This is a genomic window from Peristeroidobacter soli (assembly GCF_004138485.1).
In the GTDB taxonomy this organism is placed as follows: Bacteria; Pseudomonadota; Gammaproteobacteria; order Steroidobacterales; family Steroidobacteraceae; genus Steroidobacter; species Steroidobacter soli.
This window is the reverse complement of the sequence record NZ_RYEV01000004.1, coordinates 649,732-669,083: the sequence shown is the minus strand read 5'-3', so window position 1 is coordinate 669,083 and position 19,352 is coordinate 649,732. Positions and strand designations below refer to the sequence as shown.

Annotated in this window: 24 protein-coding genes; 7 read left to right on the top strand and 17 right to left on the bottom strand. The window is 63.0% G+C overall.

Annotated elements, in window-relative coordinates:
* Together EKO19_RS18655 and EKO19_RS18650 are read left to right on the top strand one after the other, a co-directional pair.
* Nucleotides 1-1,581 carry a PepSY-associated TM helix domain-containing protein gene (locus EKO19_RS18655; protein ID WP_129777959.1) on the top strand — a complete coding sequence of 527 codons (1,581 nt, stop codon included), beginning with the start codon at nucleotides 1-3 and terminating at the stop codon, nucleotides 1,579-1,581.
* A 110-nt stretch (nucleotides 1,582-1,691) separates the two neighbouring features.
* Nucleotides 1,692-2,987, top strand: coding sequence for an alpha/beta hydrolase family protein (locus tag EKO19_RS18650; RefSeq protein WP_217705444.1), 1,296 nt, complete (start codon nucleotides 1,692-1,694; stop codon nucleotides 2,985-2,987).
* On the opposite strand, the gene EKO19_RS38340 is transcribed toward EKO19_RS18650, so the two are convergent.
* Together EKO19_RS38340 and EKO19_RS18645 are read right to left on the bottom strand one after the other, a co-directional pair.
* Complete coding sequence (locus EKO19_RS38340) at nucleotides 2,965-3,123, bottom strand: hypothetical protein (protein ID WP_157995325.1); 159 nt, start codon at nucleotides 3,121-3,123, stop codon at nucleotides 2,965-2,967. The genes EKO19_RS18650 and EKO19_RS38340 overlap by 23 nt on opposite strands.
* Nucleotides 3,124-3,283: 160 nt before the next feature.
* A complete protein-coding gene (locus EKO19_RS18645; protein ID WP_129777958.1) occupies nucleotides 3,284-3,922 on the bottom strand; it encodes a glutathione S-transferase family protein in 639 nt (212 codons plus the stop codon).
* A 77-nt stretch (nucleotides 3,923-3,999) separates the two neighbouring features.
* Between EKO19_RS18645 and EKO19_RS18640 the strand changes: the two genes are divergently transcribed.
* From EKO19_RS18640 to gorA, 4 genes are read left to right on the top strand one after another with little or no spacing between them, the layout of a single operon-like run.
* Nucleotides 4,000-4,269, top strand: coding sequence for a GIY-YIG nuclease family protein (locus EKO19_RS18640; protein ID WP_129777957.1), 270 nt, complete (start codon nucleotides 4,000-4,002; stop codon nucleotides 4,267-4,269).
* Complete coding sequence (locus tag EKO19_RS18635; RefSeq protein ID WP_281281072.1) at nucleotides 4,266-5,393, top strand: DUF1615 domain-containing protein; 1,128 nt, start codon at nucleotides 4,266-4,268, stop codon at nucleotides 5,391-5,393. The genes EKO19_RS18640 and EKO19_RS18635 overlap by 4 nt, the downstream gene beginning before the upstream one ends.
* A 45-nt stretch (nucleotides 5,394-5,438) precedes the next feature.
* The gene (locus EKO19_RS18630; RefSeq protein WP_129777956.1) at nucleotides 5,439-5,687 is read left to right on the top strand and encodes a YheU family protein; all 249 of its coding nucleotides are present in this window, start codon (nucleotides 5,439-5,441) and stop codon (nucleotides 5,685-5,687) included.
* Between the two features lie 10 nt (nucleotides 5,688-5,697).
* A complete protein-coding gene (gorA, locus tag EKO19_RS18625; RefSeq protein WP_129777955.1) occupies nucleotides 5,698-7,041 on the top strand; it encodes a glutathione-disulfide reductase in 1,344 nt (447 codons plus the stop codon).
* 7 nt (nucleotides 7,042-7,048) lie between these two features.
* Here the strand turns inward: gorA and EKO19_RS18620 are convergent, their stop codons facing one another.
* The 9 genes from EKO19_RS18620 to EKO19_RS18580 form a co-directional block, all read right to left on the bottom strand.
* A complete protein-coding gene (locus EKO19_RS18620; RefSeq protein WP_129777954.1) occupies nucleotides 7,049-7,972 on the bottom strand; it encodes a DMT family transporter in 924 nt (307 codons plus the stop codon).
* Between the two features lie 72 nt (nucleotides 7,973-8,044).
* Complete coding sequence (locus tag EKO19_RS18615; protein ID WP_129777953.1) at nucleotides 8,045-8,284, bottom strand: putative signal transducing protein; 240 nt, start codon at nucleotides 8,282-8,284, stop codon at nucleotides 8,045-8,047.
* Complete coding sequence (locus EKO19_RS18610; protein WP_129777952.1) at nucleotides 8,281-9,813, bottom strand: M20/M25/M40 family metallo-hydrolase; 1,533 nt, start codon at nucleotides 9,811-9,813, stop codon at nucleotides 8,281-8,283. Before EKO19_RS18610 ends, EKO19_RS18615 begins: the two co-directional genes overlap by 4 nt.
* Before the next feature lie 104 nt (nucleotides 9,814-9,917).
* A complete protein-coding gene (locus tag EKO19_RS18605; RefSeq protein WP_129777951.1) occupies nucleotides 9,918-10,316 on the bottom strand; it encodes a hypothetical protein in 399 nt (132 codons plus the stop codon).
* Nucleotides 10,317-10,460: 144 nt separating this feature from the next.
* On the bottom strand, nucleotides 10,461-10,883 hold the full coding sequence (locus EKO19_RS18600) for a DUF3597 domain-containing protein (protein ID WP_129777950.1): 423 nt from the start codon (nucleotides 10,881-10,883) through the stop codon (nucleotides 10,461-10,463).
* A gap of 63 nt (nucleotides 10,884-10,946) precedes the next feature.
* Complete coding sequence (locus tag EKO19_RS18595; protein WP_129777949.1) at nucleotides 10,947-11,318, bottom strand: response regulator transcription factor; 372 nt, start codon at nucleotides 11,316-11,318, stop codon at nucleotides 10,947-10,949.
* 33 nt (nucleotides 11,319-11,351) lie between these two features.
* A complete protein-coding gene (locus EKO19_RS18590; RefSeq protein WP_129777948.1) occupies nucleotides 11,352-12,014 on the bottom strand; it encodes a response regulator transcription factor in 663 nt (220 codons plus the stop codon).
* A gap of 1 nt (nucleotide 12,015) precedes the next feature.
* Complete coding sequence (locus tag EKO19_RS18585; protein WP_129777947.1) at nucleotides 12,016-12,906, bottom strand: sensor histidine kinase; 891 nt, start codon at nucleotides 12,904-12,906, stop codon at nucleotides 12,016-12,018.
* Between the two features lie 118 nt (nucleotides 12,907-13,024).
* Entirely contained in the window at nucleotides 13,025-13,726 is a 702-nt protein-coding gene (locus tag EKO19_RS18580; protein WP_217705443.1) for a hypothetical protein, read from the bottom strand.
* Nucleotides 13,727-14,037: 311 nt separating this feature from the next.
* Here EKO19_RS18580 and EKO19_RS18575 point away from each other — a divergent pair, with 311 nt between their 5' ends.
* A complete protein-coding gene (locus tag EKO19_RS18575) occupies nucleotides 14,038-14,436 on the top strand; it encodes an RT0821/Lpp0805 family surface protein (protein ID WP_129777945.1) in 399 nt (132 codons plus the stop codon).
* Here EKO19_RS18575 and EKO19_RS18570 read toward each other — a convergent pair whose 3' ends face one another.
* From EKO19_RS18570 to EKO19_RS18545, 6 genes are read right to left on the bottom strand one after another with little or no spacing between them, the layout of a single operon-like run.
* Nucleotides 14,437-15,423: a formylglycine-generating enzyme family protein gene (locus EKO19_RS18570; protein ID WP_217705442.1), complete on the bottom strand. Its 987-nt coding sequence runs from the start codon at nucleotides 15,421-15,423 to the stop codon at nucleotides 14,437-14,439.
* A 3-nt stretch (nucleotides 15,424-15,426) separates the two neighbouring features.
* Nucleotides 15,427-16,416, bottom strand: coding sequence for an HAD family hydrolase (locus EKO19_RS18565; RefSeq protein ID WP_129777944.1), 990 nt, complete (start codon nucleotides 16,414-16,416; stop codon nucleotides 15,427-15,429).
* Between the two features lie 9 nt (nucleotides 16,417-16,425).
* The gene (locus tag EKO19_RS18560) at nucleotides 16,426-16,794 is read right to left on the bottom strand and encodes a DUF1622 domain-containing protein (RefSeq protein WP_129777943.1); all 369 of its coding nucleotides are present in this window, start codon (nucleotides 16,792-16,794) and stop codon (nucleotides 16,426-16,428) included.
* A gap of 23 nt (nucleotides 16,795-16,817) precedes the next feature.
* Nucleotides 16,818-18,374 carry an arylsulfatase gene (locus tag EKO19_RS18555; RefSeq protein WP_129777942.1) on the bottom strand — a complete coding sequence of 519 codons (1,557 nt, stop codon included), beginning with the start codon at nucleotides 18,372-18,374 and terminating at the stop codon, nucleotides 16,818-16,820.
* A 22-nt stretch (nucleotides 18,375-18,396) separates the two neighbouring features.
* Complete coding sequence (locus tag EKO19_RS18550; RefSeq protein WP_217705441.1) at nucleotides 18,397-18,858, bottom strand: YidH family protein; 462 nt, start codon at nucleotides 18,856-18,858, stop codon at nucleotides 18,397-18,399.
* Entirely contained in the window at nucleotides 18,855-19,283 is a 429-nt protein-coding gene (locus EKO19_RS18545) for a hypothetical protein (RefSeq protein WP_129777941.1), read from the bottom strand. Before EKO19_RS18545 ends, EKO19_RS18550 begins: the two co-directional genes overlap by 4 nt.
* Nucleotides 19,284-19,352 lie beyond the last annotated feature (69 nt).

The window sequence follows — 19,352 nt, the reverse complement described above, 5'->3', positions numbered from 1 at the left end:
ATGAGCTTCAAGCGGCAGCTGTTTCTATTCCACCGCTGGGCGGGCATCGTGCTGTGCCTGTTCTTCGCGCTGTGGTTCGTGAGCGGGATCTTCATGATGTACGTGGAGTTCCCGCTGCTCTCGAAGCCGGAGCGGCTGGCGGGGGCGCGGCTGCTGAATTTCTCAGCCGCCACGCTCACGCCGGCGGACGCAATGGCGAAACTGCAGTGGAAGGACTTCACGCGCAAGGCGACGCCGAATGCGCTCGAGCGAGTCGCCGTCACAGATCCCGAGCAGCAAGCTACGCCGCGCTCGATTCGTCTGGCGATGATCGCCGAACGACCCGCGTATGTGATTCATGCTGATAATGGAGCGCAACCGCGAGTTGTATTTGCGGACAACGGCGAGGTGCTTCGGGACGTGAGCACCAAGGCCGCGGAAGAGGCCGTGGCAGGGTTCGTGCAGAGAAGCGCTGCCTCGCCTGCGGCGCCGCTCGAAGACAGTAGCATCGCCTTTGACGGCACGCTGCAAACGGATCAATGGACGGTGTCAGCCGCGCTGAACGATCATCGGCCGCTATTCAAGTACGCTGTGAATGATCGTGACGGGACGGTGCTCTATGTTTCGTCGACCACGGGTGAAGTCGTGCGGGACACTCACAGTACGGAGCGCGTGCTGAACTATTTCGCCGCCGTTACGCACTGGCTGTATCCGACATTCGTTCGCAAGTACCCGGAGTTCTGGGAGTGGATGGTCGACATTCTCTCGGGCGTCGGTGTCGTACTGGCGATCACCGGTTTGTGGATTGGCTGGTTGCGGTGGAACCGCCGCGCCAGACCCGGCAAGCCGCAGGTGCCCTACAAGGGGCTCATGCGCTGGCATTACTTCACCGGCATCGTCTTTGGTGTGCTGACTCTGACGTGGGTGCTCAGTGGATTGTTGTCCATGAATCCTTTGAATCTGAATCCGCCGCGTCGGGCGGAGGTGGATCAGCAACTCCTCTATACGGGCAAGCCGCTCACGATCGGCGATTTCGCGGTGCCGGCGCACGGGTTCGGGGCGCTCGCGGTTGAAGCGGATCTGGTCCATTACGCCGGACAGCCTTTCTATCGAGTCGTTGATCGGGATGGCTCGACTCGCATGGTTGCCGGCAGTGTCATGGCGACGACGTTGCCCGATGCCGAGACCATGCTGGCGCGCGCACCTGGCTTGATTCCCGAGGCGTCGCTGGTTGAAGCGACGGTGCTGACCGAGTACGACAACTATTACTACTCGCGCCACCCGGAACGGGGCGAGCGCCCGCTGCCCATCATTCGCGTGCGTTTCGATGACGAGCAACACACCTGGTTTCATCTGGATCCGATCACGGGGCAGATTCTCGACCGCAGCACGCGAACCAATCGCGTCTACCGCTGGCTGTACAACGGACTGCACTCCTTCGATATCTGGTGGTTGTGGCAACACCGTCCGCTGTGGGACATCTGCGTGATCGTGTTCTCGCTGGGCGGATTGCTGTTGTCGGTCATCGGCGTCGTGATCGGCTGGCGCAGGCTGCGTTATGAGCCTCGGCGACGGACGGCTTCAGCCGTTGCTATTGCTTGAGCGCGGCCCAGTCCAGGTTGGATTAGATATTTCTTCAGCCGGTCGCTGCAACCTTGCAACCAGCTGGTGCGTCGATGGACGCATCCGCTGCGAATCCAGGCAGGTTGCCAATGCGTTGGATGGTTTCGACGTCGATGATTCTGTTGGCCATGGTCGGCGCCACCCAGGCGCCGGCCGCCAGTCCCATTCCTTGCGAAGTCGGTAGTTATGTCCTGACGGACGGAACCAGACTCGACATCGCAGCGAGCGAATCCGGCCGGCTGCGTTGGCGCAAGCTCGATGGCACCACGGGCGCGCTGACGTCGAAGGGCAAGGGCCGCTGGACCAGCACGCTCGGCTGGACCGATCGAGCCGATGGACATCGAGTCACATTCTCCAATTGCGAGCGCGGCGAAGTTCGCTTCGACGACCTGAACGGCCGGCGCGAGGCGTTGATTCAGATCGACACGCGCTTTCAGGGCAGCGGCGTCGAGCTGGCCGGGCGATTGACGTTGCCGCCAGGGCAGGGGCGGGTGCCCATCGTCGTGTTGATTCATGGCGCCGAGCATTCGTCGGCGCTCGAGGATTATTCGCTGCAGCGTCAGTTCGCGAGTGTCGGCATCGGCGTGTTCGCCTATGACAAGCGAGGCACCGGGGCTTCGGCCGGTCGCTACTCGCAGAACTATTTGCTGCTGGCCACCGATGCCATTCATGCCACGCGTGAGGCGAAGCGTCTGGCGGGTGATCGTGCGGGACGCATCGGCTATCAGGGCGGCAGCCAGGGTGGCTGGGTGGCACCGCTCGCGGCACGCATCGAACCGGTGGACTTCGTCATCGTGAGCTTCGGTCTGGCGGTGTCGCCGCTGGATGAGGATCGCGAGGCCATCGATTTCGACATGGAGCGCGCCGGCTTCGGCCCGGAGATCAAAGCCGAGGCGATGCAGATTGCCGATGCGGTCGCGAGGATCGTCGAGACCAACTTCACCGAGGGCTATGAGCAGCTCGACGCCGTGAAGCGCAAGTACGGCAACGAGCCCTGGTTCAAGTCGGTCCGGGGCAATATCGCCTGGTATCTGTTGTCGCAGTCGGAGGAAACGATACGCCGGCAAGGCCCACGCTTACTCGAAGGCGTGCCGGCCCAGTACGACCCGATGCCGGTGCTGGCCAATCTCGAGGTGCCGCAGCTGTGGATATTCGGCGGTCAGGATCGGGATGCGCCACCGAGGCAGACGCTACGTCGGCTCGATGCGTTGAGAAGCGCCGGTCGCCCGATTGCGACGGTGGTTTTTCCCGGCGCGGATCACGGCATGTATGAGTTCGAGACGGGGGCCGACGGCGAGCGGGTGTCGACGCGTCAGCCCGAGGACTATTTCCAGAGGATGAAGGACTTCATCGAAGGCCGGATTACAGAGCGCCAAACCCCCTGAGCGCCAGCCACGACGCGCCGGCCCACACCGTGCCCTTGATGAACAGGGCCAGGAAGGTGGCTTTCGCGGTGTACTTCACCCAATCGGGGGACTTCTGCACGGTGGCGGCGACGGAGATGGCAATCGGAGTCTGCATTGCGTATTCCTCGGCGAGTTCGGTGGCGATTCGAGAACTGCCAACGAGGATACGAGCGGCGTGCGTGCAGCAAATATCGCCGGATGGACCAACCACCCCTGCGGCGGGGTGCGCGATCTGCTCTACGACATTGCCTTAGCGAGATGGCGGACAGGGCGCGCTAGTTCTGCCATTCCGTCAGCCCCTCGCGTGCGTATAGATCGAGGAATGCAGGGCGGGCGCGCATGCGATGAATGTACGGCGCGAGGTGCTTCCAGCCCGTCGCGGGGCGCGGCATGTTTCGCGACCAGCGCATGAGCATGGTGGCCAGGAAGTCGGCTGCGCCGGGCTCCTTGCCCAATAGATGCGTACGGCCATCGGCCATGCGCGCATCCAGACGATCCCACGCGGCCTCGATTCGCCGTCGCGCCAGCGCCTTCACCGCGTCAGCCCCCGCCGGATCGCCATCGCTGTCGGCGTAGAACCAATCGCGCATGGCGGGCAGGATGGTGTTGGCGAGGAAGATCATCATCTCGACATAGTCGGCGCGCTCGGCCGATCCTGGCGCCGGGGCAAATCCCTTTTCCGAATGGCGCTCGGCGAGCAGCATCAGCAGGGCGGTCGATTCACCGTGCGGTTTGCCATCGATCACCAGGGTCGGAATGCGACCGGTGGGATTCAACCGCAGATACTCCGCCGACTTCTGCGCGCCGTCGTCGATGCTCACCAGCTTCGCTTCGAACGCAATGCCGAGCTCTATCAGCATCCAATGAACCGCCAGGCTGGCGGCGCCGGGAGAGTAATAGAGGGTGTATGTCATGACGCTATGATGCCCCATCCATCGACTCGCCAGTCACCCTTTGCCCGAATGCAGGCACCCGGCGATAATCTCGGCATATGACTGACTGCTGGTGGGTTTATTTGCTGGCGTGCCGGGATGGCCGGACCTATGCGGGGATCGCGACCGACGTCGCCGCCCGCTTCGAAGTCCATAGTCGCGGCAAGGGGGCGAAGTTCACCCGGTCGAATCCGCCGGTTTGCGTGCTGGGCTCGGAGGCCTTTGCCACCAAGTCCGAGGCGATGAAGGCGGAAGCGGCGTTGAAGAAGCTGGACCGCCCGGCGCGGCTGGCCTGGGCGAAGCTGCGAGCTGACAACCCGCCCACATGATGGCCCGCCCGCGCTTTGGCGCTGAACGTCCGTTTCTGATCCGCAGGGTGGCGACGCTGCTTGGCATCGCCTTCATTTCCAGTTGTTCGACGCCCGTGGTGCGCGAGCCGGCCGTCGATCCGGACGTGGCGCGGGCGCAGATCGTCAAGCGCATCGCTGCGACGGTGAAGAACCGCGAAGTGTGGGCGGTCGATATCTTCGCCGCGTTCGAGGCGCTGTCGATCCGGCCGACGCCCGAGAACATCTGTTCCGTGATCGCGGTGACCGAGCAGGAGTCGACGTTCCAGGCCAGTCCGAGCGTGGCTGGGTTGCCGGACATCGCGCGTCGTGAGATCGACTCGAGAGCGGCGCGTTACAAGATTCCAAAGTTCCTGGTCGACGCGGCGCTCGGTGTGGAGTCGCCGACGGGCAAGACCTATCGCGAGCGGCTCGAAAACGTGCAGACCGAGCAGGAGCTGAGCGACATCTTCGGCGACTTCATCGGCATGGTGCCGCTCGGCGAACGTTTGTTCGGCAGCTTGAATCCGGTGCACACCGCCGGCCCGATGCAAGTGAGCATCGAGTTCGCCGAAGCGCACGCGCGCGAGAAGCGCTATCCGTATCCGATGCCGGGCAGCGTTCGCGACGAAGTGTTCACTCGACGCGGCGGCATGTACTTCGGCATCGCGCATCTGCTCGACTATCCGGTGAACTACAGCGATCCGCTGTTTCGTTTCGCCGATTACAACGCCGGCCACTACGCCAGCCGCAACGCCGCGTTTCAAAATGCCGTGAGCAAATTGTCCAAGACCAGACTGGCGCTGGATGGCGATCTGTTGATCCATGGCACCAGCGATCCCAGCAACACCGAGCTGGCGGTGCGCAGCCTGGCGGGCGATCTGGATCTGGACAATCGTGCCATCCGGCACGATCTGGAGCTGGGCGGCGAGCAGGGGTTCGAGGACAGTAAGCTTTTCAAGCGCGTGTTCGCCCTGGCGGACCGACGCCTGAAGACTCAGGTGCCCCGCGCCGTGTTGCCCAACATCCGACTGGAAAGCCCCAAGATCACACGCAAACTCACCACCGAATGGTTCGCCAAGCGCGTCGACGATCGGTATGAGCGCTGCCTGGCGCGGGGCCGCTAGGGCGCTCGAGCTGTGCTATCGTCGGGCATGCCGTTCGATCCCTCGATGCCAGCCCCTGACGACGAAGATCCGACCCCGGTGGTGGTGCCGCACACCGAGCTGTCGGCCGACGCGCTTCGTGGCGTCATCGAATCGTTCGTGTTGCGCGAGGGCACGGAGTACGGCGAGCGCGAGTTCACGCTCGAGGAGAAGCTGACGCACGTCCTGCATCAGCTCGAGCGCGGCGAGGCGCAGATCATGTTCGACCCGCAATCCCAGTCGGTCGACATCGTGGTGACACGAAAGCTCCAGTAGATTTTCATCCATGGCCACTCAACGCGATTTCAATCTTTTCGTCATCGGTGCCGGCTCCGGCGGCGTGCGCGCGGCGCGTGTGTCCGCGGCTCACGGGGCCAAAGTTGCTGTCGCCGAGGAATATCGGATCGGCGGCACTTGTGTGGTTCGCGGCTGCGTGCCGAAGAAACTGCTGGTGTACGGCGCTCACTTCGCCGAAGACCTGGAGGATGCGCGCCGCTTCGGCTGGCACGTGCAGGAGCCGAAGTTCGATTGGCCGACGCTGCGTGACAACGTGCTCGCCGAGGTTACTAGGCTCAGCGGCCTGTATACGCAGACGCTCGACAATCACAAAGTGAACGTGTTGCCGGAACGTGCAGTCGTCACGGGGCCGAACAGCGTGCGCGTCGGCGAGCGCGAATACACCGCCGACGTAATCCTCATCGCGACCGGCGCTCGCCCGCATGTGCCGAACCAGCCGGGGTGTGAGCATGGCATCACTTCCAATGAAGCGTTTCATCTGCAGACGCTGCCCAAGCGATTGATGATCGCGGGCGGCGGCTATATCGCGAACGAGTTCGCGGGCGTGTTCAACGAGTTCGGTGTGAAAGTCACGCTGGTCAATCGCTCGGATGCCATCCTGCGCGGCTACGACGCGCAGATTCGCGACCGGCTGTTACAGATCTCCATGACCAAGGGCATCCAGTTCCTGTTCAACTCGCCCATCGAAAAGATCGTCAAGGAGTCGAGCGGCGCGCTCACCGTGCACATGCCGGGCGGGCCGGTCGAGTTCGATGCGGTGATGTTTGCTACGGGGCGCGTGCCGAACACGCGTGGCCTGGGGCTGGAGAGCGCGGGTGTCGAGGTCGACGAGGACGGGGCAGTGCGTGTGGATGACGAGAGTCGTTCGACGTGCCCGTCCATCTATGCCGTCGGCGATGTGACCAATCGCGTTCAGTTGACGCCGGTGGCGATTCGCGAAGGGCAGGCATTCGCGGATACCGTGTTCGGCAAGAAGCCAACCAAGGTCGATTACAACTGCATTCCTTCGGCGGTGTTCAGCCATCCGCCGCTCGCGGGTGTGGGCTTGACCGAAGGCGAGGCGCGCAATCAGCTCGGCGCCGTCAAGGTCTACACCGCGGACTTCCGGCCGATGAAGAACGTGCTCGCGGGACGCAACGAGCGCGCGCTCTACAAGATCGTCGTGGATGAGGCGACCGAGAAGGTTGTCGGTGCGCACATGATCGGCCCCGACGCGCCTGAAATTCTGCAGGTTCTCGCGGTGGCCGTGAAGGCGGGGCTGCGCAAGTCACAGCTCGACGAAGTCGTCGCGGTCCATCCGACGATGGCCGAAGAGCTGGTGCTGATGAAGTAACCAGGCCCTAGGCTTCTGGTGTCGACTCCGGCGCCGGCGGGCTGGGGCGTTTCTTCAGCTGATACTCGCGCCACAGGATGATCAGGCCGCCCGCGACCACCAGCGGCGCGCCGATCCACACCGAGGCGGAGGGGATTTCGGCGAAGAACACATAGCCCAGGATCACGGACATGATCATGTTGCTGTAGTCGAGCGGCGCGATCGTGGACGCGGGCGCATACCGATACGAATAGGTCATCACGATCTGGCCGGTGACGCCGAACAGCCCGGCCAGAATGATCTGCAGCCACTGCATCGGCGTCGGCACCACCCAGCCGCTGAATGCGGTCAGCGCGGACAACACCATGAAAGTCAGCGAGAAATAGAACGTGATCGTGATCGCGTGCTCGCCGCCGCTCATCATGCGCAGGAAGATCATCGCAACGGCCGAGAACATGGCCGCGCTGAGCGCGACCAGCACGCCGAGCGATGCGCCGTCCGCGAATGTGAGATGCGGGCCGAGCATGATCAGCACGCCGATGAATCCCAGTGCCAGCGCGGTCCAGCGGAAGCGATGAATCTTTTCGCCCAGGAACACCATGGCGAGCAGCGTGATGAACATGGGAGAAGTGAACGAGATCGCCGTCACGTCCGCGAGCGGAATCATGGTCACCGCGCTGAACAGGCAATACATGCTCACGCTGCCGGACAACGAGCGCAGGGCATGTGATCGCAGGTTCGATGTCTTCAGCAGATGCAGCTGGTTCGTGTACCAGGCCAGCGCGGCCAGCAACGCAATGGACACCACGCCGCGTACGAAGATGGTCTGACCGACGGGCACGGCCGGCCCGAGCAGCTTCACGCACAGGGTCATTCCGGCGAACAGGACGACGGAAACGAGCTTCAGCGCGATGCCCAGGATGGGGCGATGTAAAGAGGCGGAGGCGTGCAAGGAAAGCGTTGGTGTCGGGTGTTGGACCGCAAGGGGCGCAGTCCAAGGCCCGTCAGCTTACCCGATGACGCCTCACTCGTCCTGGGATTCGTCGATTTTCAGCTCGCCGCGCTCGTAGGCGTCGATGATGAGCTGGGCAGCGCTGCGGTCGGCTTCGTCGATCATGATCGCGAGATGGCCGAGGGCGGGCAGCTCGCCCAGGCCACCTTGCAACATCGCACCCTGCAGGAATGTATCGATCCCTCGCTCTCTGAGCAGTCCTTCGACCAGATGAGCTTCGATGTAATCGCTGCAGCGGAAGATTCGAATCATTTCACTGTGGCGATCTGATGGAACATGTCGACGTAACCCATGACCGCATCGACGATGCCGGCGACTTTGGGATTGGTCGATTCCACGACGTAGTATTCATCGGGCGCGTGCGCGCCGGAGCCGTGGCCGAGGCCGAAGTGACCGGCCGGCAGCGACACGGGAGGCGCGGTGAAGACGGCGCCGGGCCAGGAGCCGGCGAGTCGGGGATTGAGCGTCGCTTTCACACCGGCACGCTGGTACGTCGCCAGCTCGGCGCGAATGATGCGGCTGTCTTCGGCGGTTTCGGTGGGGTCGTAGCCGCCGGTGACTTTGAGCTCGACGTCGTTGAAGCCCTTCTTATCCAGATGCGCGCGCAGTTTCTCCACGGCCTCTTTGCGCGTTTGATTCGGGACGAGCCGCAGATCGAGCTTGGCGACCGCGCGTCCCGGCAGAACGGTCTTGCCGCCGGGACCGGTGTAGCCGGAGACCAGACCTTCGATGTTGACCGTGGGTTGCGAGGCCAGCCGTTCGAGTGCCTGCGGATAGGGCAGATCGTCGATCCAGCGGCTCACGCCCAACAGCTTCTTCTGCGTGGCCTCGTCACCATTGCGGGCGATCTCCGCGATCAGCTCCTTCTCGCGCGGCGTGAGCGGGCGGACGTTCTCGAACCAGCCTTCGATGGCCGCGGTGTTGCCGTCCGGTGTCACGAGCGTGTTCAGCGCCTGGACCAGACGCCACGGCGGCGAATCGACCATGGCTTTCATGCTCGAATGAATGTCGCCCTTCGGCCCGCGACCCCATTTCTCGCCGCTCGCGATCAGCTCCAGCTCGACCACGCCCTTGGAGCCGAGATTGACCGCGACACTGCCATTCATGTCCTGCCAGCTGGCCGGAATGAAAATGCCCTCGGCTTTCTTGAGAGCGGCAAAGACATTGGGGCTCTGCACGACCTGATGGAAATGCGGCGAGCCGATCTCTTCCTCGCCCTCGGCGACCAGCACCAGATTGACCGGCAGTTTCACCTTGGCGGCGCGCATGGCATGAAGCGCGGCGAGCACGGTGGCTTCCGGACCTTTCTGATTCACGGCGCCGCGACCGACGATGGCACGACCGAAGCCGGGCTTGTCGACGATGCGGCCTTCGAGCGGCGGCGACGACCACTCGGCTGGATCGAACTGTTTCACGTCGTACATGAAATACAGAGCCAGCGTGCGTTTCGCGCCGTTGTCCATGGTCGCGAACACGCCCGGATGGCCGTCGGTCGGAACGATGGTGGCCGAATCGAAGCCGGCATCGCGGGCCAGCGTCGCCATGTATTCGGCGCCTTCCTTCATGTTGAGGTTTTCGGCGGCGATGGACGGATGCGCGATCCAGTCCTGGATGCGCTTGATCGCGGCCTCGCGTTGCGCCTCGGCGGCTTTGCGAACCGCGGGGTAGCGAGCGGCGGTGGTCGAAGCCCACGCGGGCGTGCCAATTGCCATGGCGCCGGCACTTGCGAGAGCGGCGGCCAGAAAGTCGCGACGATCCAAACCGTGGGGAGACTCAGCCATGGATTCCTTCCTTGCGGGTAGCGGGACCTGGCTGAGGATTCTGCCCTGAATACCGACGACGGCCAATGCCATTTAGCACGGGCCGTCGCTGAAAGCGCAGCGGATCAGGGCTGCGAGATGAGGAAATTATCTAAATCCAGCGCCGCCTTGTAGGTCGCGACGCCGGCTCGGGATGCAACGGGCGTGAGCGACGCGTCGGTCGCCTCGGCCCGCAATGTGCCGTTTACATACGCACGCACCCGGGTGCCGATCGCTTCCAGCCGGACACGATAGGAAACATCGGGCTGGACCGGGAAGGGCACGGTGACCAGGTTCTGGATGGTGCCATTGACCAGCTTCTTGATATCCAGCGAGCCACTGTTACGAAGCGTGACATAGTGATAGTTGCCGTCGTCGCGATAGCGCGCGATCAGCCCGACCCAGCGATCGGTGCCGGCAGCACAAGCGGTGCCGCGGGGAGTCTGGCGGAGTAGTAGGCCAGCGCCGCGCCAACCAGCAGACACACGAACCCCGATCGCCACTTCACTGTGCGCATGCTGCCCCGGCAGAGATGTAATTATCCGTTCGCCAGGCCCGAACGAAACGACCTGCGTTCGAGTTCCAGCGCGGGCGACCGGCTGAAGAAATATTTTGTTCGGGCGCGGCGCTCAGTCCTTGAGCTCGGTCGGCACCTTGCCGCCATGCGCCGCCAATTGATTCATGACTTGTTTGTGCAACCAGATATTCATGGCTGCCGAATCGTTGCTGTCGCCCTGGTAGCCCAGCTCACTCGCCAGTGCCTTACGATTCTCCAGACTGGAGTCGAGCCCGACCAGTTTCATCAGATCGACGATGGAGGTGCGCCAGTTCAAGGGCTGCTTCTGATTCGCCGCCATTTGCTGCAGCACAGCTTCGACATCGACAGGGCCTACGGGGCCTGCGGCCGGCGCAGGGCTTGCAGGAGCGGGTGATGGCGTTGGCCTGGGTGCGGCCGTTGCTGTCGGCTTCGGCGCCGGTGAGGGCGAAGGGGCCGGCGCCGCTTTGGCACTGGCTCCGAAAATGGCGTCTTTGATGCGTGAAAAAATGCTCATGGTCTGCTCCCGCCCGGTGACTCTGACCGAAGCGATCGAAGCGCCGCGAGGTTCCATTCGAGCTCACGGAGGCGGTATCAACGCCGCATCGATGGCTTGAATCAGCGCCTGGCCGGTGAAGGGCTTGGTGAGATAAGAGGCGCCGGCTCGCGCCGCATGGCGCGTGTGCTGATCGTCGTGAGCGGTGATGAAAATCACCGGCCGATGAATGCCGGCCGCGTCCAGCCGGTCGTGCAACTCGACGCCGGTGATGCCGGGCAGATGGATATCGAACACGAAACAATCCGCCCCCGGGGCCGAGTCGCTTTCGAGCAAGCCCTCGGCCGAGTCGAAGCTGCGTGAGCGGAAGCCGGCAATGTTCAACAGTCGAGCGACGGCACGGTTCAACCCCATGTCGTCCTCGACGATGATGACGTTGGCGCGGCACGCTGGCATTCGGCTGACCCGATTGCGTTGCGCATGTGGGCACTACTGGCGCAGCGTTCTGGCGTCGGAAATCCCGCTCAGCATTTCCAGTTGTTTGGCGGTCTTGACCAGCCCGGCGACCGAGGAGACCCGCATCTTGCGCATGACGTTGGAGCGATGCGACTTGATCGAACGTTCGCAGATGCCGAGCTTCAACGCCATCTGCTTGTTCAATTTGCCGTGAACCACTCCTATATATATGTCCCGCTCGCAATCCGTCAGCTCCGAGTATCTGGATTGCAGTTGCTCCAGCTCGCGACGCTCGGTGCGTCTGCGGGCATCGCGCGAGATGGCGTCGCGCAGCGATTGCAGCAGCCGTTCCATATCCAGCGGCTTGGTGAGCGAATCCATGGCGCCGGCCTTCATGGCCTGCACGGTGGCGGGAATGTCGTTGAACGCGGTGACGAAGATCACCGGCGGCGCGTTTCTTTGATGGGCCAGCGAGGCGAGCAACTCCAGCCCGCTGGGGCCCGGCATCAACATGTCGAGCACGATACAGCTGGGACAATCGGGATGATCGACCAATAAATAGTCGCCGACACTTCGGCAGGGCACGGGAGACATTCCGGCGGTGCTGAGCAGTCGAGTCAGACTGCCGCGGAAACTGTCATCGTCGTCGACGATATATATCCGATGCTCACAGGCGGGTGGCTCGTACAGCTCCATATCAACCTCCAGGGCTCGTCAACTGGGGGATACCAACTCGGGAGATATGTTGGCGTTGTGGTAGCGGCAATCGAAACGAGAAAACCGAGCCGCCGCCGCGGGCGCGCTCGGCCCAGATCGTGCCGCCGTGGGCTTGCACGATCGAACGGGCAATGGATAGCCCGAGTCCCATGCCGCCGTCCTTGGTGGTGAAGAACGATTCGAACAAACGTCCGGCGTGGGCCGGATCGATCCCGTGACCGTTGTCGCGAACGGTGATTTCCACCGCCGAGCCGGCGCGCAGTCGGGTGCGCACATACAGGCAGCGCGCGGGCGGCGGCGTCCTGGTCATGGCATCCATGCCGTTGACCAGCAGATTCAAAACCACTTGTTGCATATGAACCGGATCGGCGGCCACTGGCGGCAGGTCGGGCTCCAGCTCGGTGCGTAGTTGCACCAGTCGCCGGCCGGCGTCGGCTCGAACCAACATCACCGCGCTGCTCACCAGGGCGTTGATGTCCATGGGTTCCAGTTTCAGCTCGCGTTTGCGCAGCAGCGCCCGCAGGCGATTGACCACTTCGTTCGCTCGCAAGTCGTCGCGCTTGATGTCGGCGAGAATCGGACTGAGCGATTCGGCGTCCGCGCGTCCCGAGGATTGCTTGAGAATCAGCTCGGCCGTTTCGACGTTGTTGAGAATGGCGCTGAGCGGCTGGGCGATTTCGTGCGCAATGGACGCCGTCAGCTCGCCCGCGAGCGCGAGGCGGGCGTTGTGCGTCACCTCGGCGCCCAGATTGTCGCCATGGCGCTGCGGATTCCCGTGCCGATCGTAGGTGAGGATGATCGCGACCAACGCCAGCTGCGCGAGCAGGACGATTCCAATCAGATAGGCGTAGCTGAGAAAGTCACCCGTCATGAGCGGCTAGCGTCCGGGGGGCCAGGGTTGGTCGAATTAAAATTGCATGGCCCATCCTCGCCGGCCAGTTGGACCAAGGGCCTACTCGGAGGGGATCCGGCTCGCTGTGGCCCGCTCGCTACAGAGGAAACTGCAGATTCAATCCGGCGTAGATCTGAAACTTCGGCATGGCATCGCCCTGATGCGCGACGGTCCACTGCGGCTCGACGAAGAAATTCCAGGTGGCGGCGGTGGCCTTCCAGACCTTGCCGGCGCCCGCGCCGATGGGAATGTAATGGCTGCCCTCGTGCAAATCCCAGGTCCAGGTCGCGGTACTGCGCAGATACCAGCCCTTGGGAAGGTTGACGATCAGGAACGGCTGCGCCTGCAGATTGTTTTGGGTGCGCCGGTCGCTGTCGCCGGCGAACGAGTGTTGCCAGGTCACCAGGCCACCGATCAGTCCCCAATGTTTCGGACTCACCGCCAGCGCGGCGAGGCCCGCCTGCCACTTGCCGGTGCCGGTCTCATCGCGACCGGCGGTGGGCGCGGTGAGTTGCGGTCCCAGGCCCAGCTCGACCTGGCCGCGCCGGGTCAGCAGGATGTCGAAGAGATTCAGATCGCCGACGTCGGTCTTTTGTCCCAACGGGGGCAGATCCGTGGTCGTGACGATCGGCAAGGTGGCGCGCAGGAGTTGCGGCACGCCGAAGAGTTTGTGGGGCAGAATGCCACGGACCAGCGCGCTGTTGCTGTCGGCGTCGTCGAGGCCGTAGTAACTGTCGACGTAGATGTTCTGAAGATTCAGGCCCAGCGCCGGTTGCAGCGGATTATTCGCTGCATTCATTTCTTCGTCGGATTGCGCGAACGTGGCGGAGCTGGCGATACAGAGTAACCACAAGGGAGCGGATCCGGCCTGCATTTTCGTTCCTTCCAAAAAATCGCGCCGCCGGGGCACTTCGGGCGAAGCACGAGCCGGCGGCGTTGAGGCCAGGAGATGCGCTATAGCACGGGGAGTCAGCGCCACGGCCTCCAGGGGGACGAGACAATGCCATCATCGCGTTTCGAAGCGCGGCAGCAATAAGTGCGAAGGGCGCATGGCCGGGCCCGATGCTCGCACTGGCTTCAGTCCCACGCGTGTAACAGAGTTTCTCCGATATGAGATATCTCGCACGCATGCTTCTTGCGACGGTCATCGCCGCTTCGTTGCCTGGCGCGGTCTCGGCGTTACCCACTGATATCCTCGGCAACAGTCCGCTACTGCATATGAACGACGCCGACAAGAAGCTGCTCTACGACGCTGTCGTGGCAGTGCTCAAGAGCAGCGATGTGCGCGCCGTGCGCGACTGGGAGAATGCTGCGACGGGATTCACCGGGCGCGTGCAGGCGCAGGGCGACATGACTTCCTCCGAAGGGCTGCAGTGCCGGCGTTTACAGCTGCGGACTCAAGTGCGTGGCTTGCAGAGTCAGTTCGCGTTCCCGTTCTGCAAGGATCCCAAAGGGGAGTGGTTCATCGCCTCGGGCATGAAGTTCAGCGACGATGCTGCCCGGCGTTGATCACGCGATCTCCCGGGCCGCCGGTTCGTTGGCGACGCTGTGAGTCGAGAGCTTTCTGACGACGCAGCGGAAGCCGATGTGACAGGTCGATGAGTCGATGGGCTGCGCATGACGCGCGGCCGGGCGATAGCGTCGACAATAGTTCGGCGCGCAGAGGAATGAGCCGCCCTTCAGGACTTTGCGAGGGATCATGATGTGCGGCTGGCAGGGATCGTAACTGCCACGCTCCAGTCCGCCGCGAGGATTTTGCGGAATACAGCACGGCTTGGTTGCATCGGGCGGGTGGCTCGCGGCAAACCAATCGTCGGTCCATTCCCATACATTCCCTATCATGTCGTAGATGCCGTACGGATTGGGAGCAAAGGCCTTCACGGGAGAGGTGCGTGGATAGCCGTCGGTGGCGAGATTCTGATAAGGAAACTCACCTTGCCAGGTGTTGGCGAGGTGATGATTGCGTGGCGTGAACTCGTCGCCCCACGCGAACTCCGCACCCGCCAGTCCGCCGCGGGCGGCGAACTCCCATTCCGCTTCGGTCGGCAATTCCTTGCCGCGCCAACGTGCGTAGGCGAGTGCATCCTGATGAGTGACATGCACGACGGGATGATCGCTCAAGTGACGATTGGACGCGGCGCGTCCATATGGACTGCGCCAGTGAGCGCCGAACTTGAATCGCCACCACGCTTGCCAGTTGCGTAGATCGACGCGATGTTTCGGCGGCGTGAATACCAGCGAGCCGGGCTTCAGCATGTGAGGCAGCGCGCCGGGATACATTTTTGGATCGGGCGGCAGCTCCGCTTGCGTGACATAGCCGGTGGCGTCGACGAACTCGCGAAACTGCCGGTTGGTCACGGGCGTGACATCGATCCAGAAGCCATCGACGGTGACGTGATGCGCGGGCGCCTCTTCGGGGTAGTGACGGTCCGACCCCATCAGGAACGTGCCGCCCCGAACGAACACCATGCCTCGCAACGCAGTCACCACGGTCATGCGTCAGTCTCCGAAGATGCTTCGCCAGTCGTGTTTCATGTCGATGATGAGCCAGTGTTGCCGTTCCGCTTCATCGAGTGCCTTGTCGAGCTTGCCGACCTGCGAGTAGCGGTCGTAGGCGTACTCGCGATCGGTGTCGGTGTGATGAAGCAGAGCGACGAAGCGCGGCCCCGCGCCGCCCGCCGTCCACTGCAACATCTGCAGATCGCCATCCGAGTTGCCGACGGCGAAGATGGGACGACGACCGAGAAACCGATTGATGCCCGACGGCTTGCCCGGCCCGTCGTTGATGAAGTCGACCTGCGGCTCCTTGATCAACGCCGGCTTGCCATTCGTGCCGACGGCGACGAACCTGGTGGCGGTGGAGGAGCCGATGACTTGTTCGGGCGGAATGCCGTACACCTGTTCGGCGAACACCCGCATGAACTCCACGCCACCGCCGGAAACGATGAATGTCTTGAAGCTCTGGCTGCGCAGATAGTCGAGCAGCTCCAGCATCGGCTGATACGCAAGCTCGGTGTAGGGCCGCTCGAATCTCGGATGCTTTGCCGTCGCGAGCCACGAGCCGACGATAGTGTTGAAGTCCTCGGTGGTGATCCCGCTGTGCGAGGCGGCGATGACTTGCAGCAAGCCTTTCTGGTCCGAGGCGAGCAACGCCTGGGTATTGCCGCTCAGCGCGTCCTTGAATGGCGCAGTGGTGCGCCACTCAGGATGCACGGGCGCCAGTATTTTCACGCGGTCGAGCGCGAATGCGAGCTGAAAATAAATTGGCTGCTCGGCCCATAGGGTGCCGTCGTTGTCGAAAACTGCGATGCGTTCCCGAGGCGCGATGTAGTCGGCGCTGTCCTCGCGGCTGATGCGCTCGACGAATTCGACGATGGATTTCTTGCTGAACCCATCCTCCCACGAGGGCAGTGGATCGGCCGAGGCCAGTGTGGCTGCGGCCAGCAGCGGCGCGGCCGCCAGCAATGTGCGAGAAGAGGGCGTGCTCACGGGGCGACCTCAAGGTTGTATCGACGCAGCTTCGGCGCGAGCGGTATCTCGTTCGCGGACTTCGGCGATGTCGCGTTCCAGGAAATAGTTCAGGAACGTGCGGATCGCCGCGATCGCGGCCAGCCGGCCGACCGCATCCCAGCTCTCCACGACGGTGGATTCGATGATGTCGGCCGCGAGCTGAAAGGTGAGCCCGGCCACCAGCCAGCGCGCGTAGCCGATCCAGATCAGCCGGCGTTCGTGGCCGGGCGCCGGCAAGCTCATCAGGCGCAGCATGGAGACGAACGCGATCACGGTGCCGAACAGAACGATCAGCACCGCGATTGCATCGATGACGCTGACCGCGACGTGCGTTGCCTCTATCAGCCAGGTCTTCACGGGTGCGCACGCTCCGGCCCAGGCTAATCGCCGCTGGGCACTTCATGCATCTTCGACAATGCCTCGTCGATGGTGAAGGAGCCGGGCCGCTGTGCCGGTGGAAAGTCCTTGAAGGTCGCGGCAAACATCCCGGCCGCGGTCTGTGCCGCGTAAACGAAGTACGCGTTGTGCATGACCCAGTCGTAATAGGTATTGGACGTGATATCCGCGCGCTCGAACGGGTCAGTGCGCAGGTTGAAGAACTTTGGCAGCCGCAGCCGGGTGAACGGCTCCGCCCACACCTGCAACGTGCCGTGACAGCGCTGCTCCATGAACACGATCTTCCAATTGTCGTAGCGCAGACCGAGCACGTCGCCGTCGTCGCTGAAATAGAAAAAGAAGTTGCGCGGACTCTTCGGCTGCTCGCCGGTGAGGTAGGGCAGCAGGTTCATGCCGTCGATGTGATTCTTGTATTCGCGGCCGATGGCCTGGTAGCCGCCGCGCTTGAGCTTGTCGACGATGTCGCCGTCACCCGCCATCGCGAGAAACGTCGGCAGCCAGTCGTGATGCTGGACGATTTCATTGGAGATGGAGCCGGCCTTGATCCTGCCCGGCCAGCGCACCAGCAGCGGCACGCGGAACGCGCCTTCCCAGTTGGTGTTCTTCTCGCTGCGGAACGGCGTCATCGCGCCGTCCGGCCAGGAGTTCATGTGCGGCCCGTTGTCGGTGGAGTACATCACGAACGTGTTCTCGGCGATGCCGAGCTCATCCAGCAGATCGAGCAGCTGGCCGACGTGGCGGTCGTGATCGATCATGGTGTCGTGATAGGGCGATTGCCAGCGGCCGGCCTGACCCAGGCTTTCCTTCTTGGTGTGAGTGAACAGATGCATGTGGGTGGTGTTGACCCAGGTGAAGAACGGTGTGCCCGCCTTGGTCTGGCGCGTGATGAAATCCCTGGCGGCGGCGACGAAATCGTCGTCGCAGGTCTCCATGCGCTGCCTGGTCAGCGGCCCGGTGTCTTCGATCTTCTGTTTGCCGACGCGGCCCCAGCGAGGTTCCTCGGTCGCATCGTCCCGGTCGGTGGCGAACGATCGAATCACGCCGCGCGGACCGAATTGCTTGCGGAAGTTGGGGAAGTCCTTGGCGTTGGGATAGTTGGCCATCTCCGGCTCTTCCTCGGCATTCAAGTGATACAGATTGCCGAAGAATTCATCGAAGCCGTGCACGGTCGGCAGATGCCGGTTCAGATCGCCCAGATGGTTCTTGCCGAATTGACCGGTGGCGTAGCCCTGATTCTTCAGCAGCGCCGCGATGGTCACGATGCTGTCGGGCATGCCGACCGGCGAGGCGGGAATGCCGACCTTGGACAACCCGGTGCGGTACACGCTTTGCCCGGTGATGAACGATGAGCGGCCCGCCGTGCACGACTGTTCGCCGTACGAGTCGGTGAACATCATGCCTTCGCGGGCGATGCGATCGATGTTCGGCGTCTGATAGCCCATCAATCCGTGCGTGTAACAGCTGAGATTGGCGATGCCGATGTCATCGCCCCAGATGACCAGGATGTTGGGCTTGTCCGATTGCTTGGGTCGACGTGCCATGGGAACTCCTCGATCTGCTCGATCAACTAAAAGGCCCGATGCGAAACATCATGCTCAGGATCGCGGCGATGCCCAGGATCAGCAACGCAATGGCCGTGAGCAGCGTGAGCGACACCGGGAAGTGACTTTCGCCGTGAATCAATCCTTCCTCTTTCATCTGCCGGCGCTCGTGCCGCAGGCCGAGCATGAACTGCGCGTGAAATGCGATGCCCAGCGCCAGCATGCCGATGCCGATCCACACCAGAGTGGTACCGAACGTACGGGTCGAGTGCGCGGTGCTCACGACGTTGCTGTCGGCGAGCTTCTGGAAGAACTGGAAGATGGTGAAGCCGAAGCTGATCAGCGACAGCGAGGTGCGGATGATGGACATCAAGGTCCGGTCCGCGCTCATGCGCGTGCGCTGGAACGACATGCCCGTCCGGCGCGACGACAGCTCGACGGCAACGTCTTCCGATGGCGGGGGCAATGTGGTCGTGGCCTTCATCGGTGCGCGGCTTCGCGATCGGCTCTGTGCCTGGACTGCCACCAGCGCGCGACTCTCGCGGCCGGGCCACGGATAATGAAGTACGGCACGATGGCGAGCATCACTGAGACGAGCAGTGCCTCGAGCGGATAAAACGCTTTCAATTCGACCAGCTGATAGAGGGTGTCCATTGCCAGTCCGAGCAGAAAGATTCTGCCGGTGGCCGACAGCCCTTCATGGAGCCGCGCGCGACGCTCGGCGGGCTCGGTCCACAGTGCGAGGAAATAGGGCGAGCGACCGGTGCGCCCATCGACGATGCCCGCGCGGATCGCCGCGATCGCCGCCATCGTCGGCTGCAGCAGGAAACGAAACGCGAACGGACCGCTCGGCCGCGCGAGCAGGTCGTGCCAGAAGCGGGTGAAAGTATCCTGTAGAAGATCGAGCATCGTTGGGGACCGAGCGCGCATGCTGTTCGGAACGATCATATGAAACCCCGATCCGCGGGCAGACCATAC